Source organism: Nocardioides sp. Leaf374, assembly GCF_916862475.1.
GTDB classification, from domain to species: domain Bacteria; phylum Actinomycetota; class Actinomycetes; order Propionibacteriales; family Nocardioidaceae; genus Nocardioides; species Nocardioides kribbensis.
The window spans coordinates 1-988 of sequence record NZ_CAKASO010000086.1; the positions used below are offsets into that span (position 1 = coordinate 1).

A 988-nucleotide genomic window follows, 5' to 3' on the forward strand; every position below is an offset into this window, starting at 1 on the left:
GCGACACCCAAGACCTCACCCGCTTCCACGACCTGATCTGCGCCACCGCCGCCGAGCTCGGCCGCCACCAGACCTCGACCGGAGCAGTGGTCGAGTCGCTGGAGGTCCGCAAGGCCCGCGCCATCGGCGTCATCACCGACCGCGCCCAAGGCCTCACCGCCCTCGACTCCGTCGAACCCACCACTGCCAAGGAACGGGTCGTCTACCTCCACCTGCGCCCCGAGGACCTCGCACGCGCCGAGACCCTCGCCGCCCACGACACGGCCCGCGCCCTCGCTGAGGACCAGGCCGCAACCATGCCCCCGACCTGCGAGGGACCCCCGCCGCCCAGCGAGGCCCCCGCCGAGGAACCACCCCCCGACCCCCGCGACCTGTCCGCCCCCGAGGACACGGCCGATCCCGTTCCCGAGCCTGCGACAGGACCGCCCGCGGCAACCGCGGCAACCACGGCGGCTGAGGAGCGAGCGCAGCGAGCGTCTCGAATCCCCGCCGCGACCACCGACAACGATCTAGGGACCACTCTCGCTGGACAGGTCACGACCCCGGTGGCTGAGGAGCGAGCGCAGCGAGCGTCTCGAAGCCACCCCACGCCCGACGCACAGCCCACCGACGCCCAGCCCGCGGACGAGCATCCCGCGCACGAGCGGCCCGGAGAAGACCAGCCTGAGCACGAGCAGCCTGCGGGCGACCCGTACCGCACCACCGGTCCCGACCTGCGCCCCACCCCGGTCCACCGCCACCACGAGACCAGCCACCTGTCCCAGATCGACCGCACCGGACCACCACCCGGCACCGCGGTCGTCGAAGGCCTCGGCGTCGTCTCCACCACCACCCTGCGCCGCTGGCTCCTTGGCACCAAGGTCTACGTGAGACCCGTCATCGACCTCGACCCCACCACCGCCGGAGCCGTGGACCGACACGACCCACCACCCTGGATGCGCGAACACGTCACCCTGCGCGACCCACGCTGCGTCTTCCCCGGCTGCAC

At 73.0% G+C, this 988-nt stretch carries 1 pseudogene; it reads left to right on the plus strand.

Features of this window, described 5'->3' with window-relative positions:
• Positions 1-988 (plus strand): annotated as a pseudogene (locus tag LPA27_RS19150) (hypothetical protein); the annotation flags it as partial.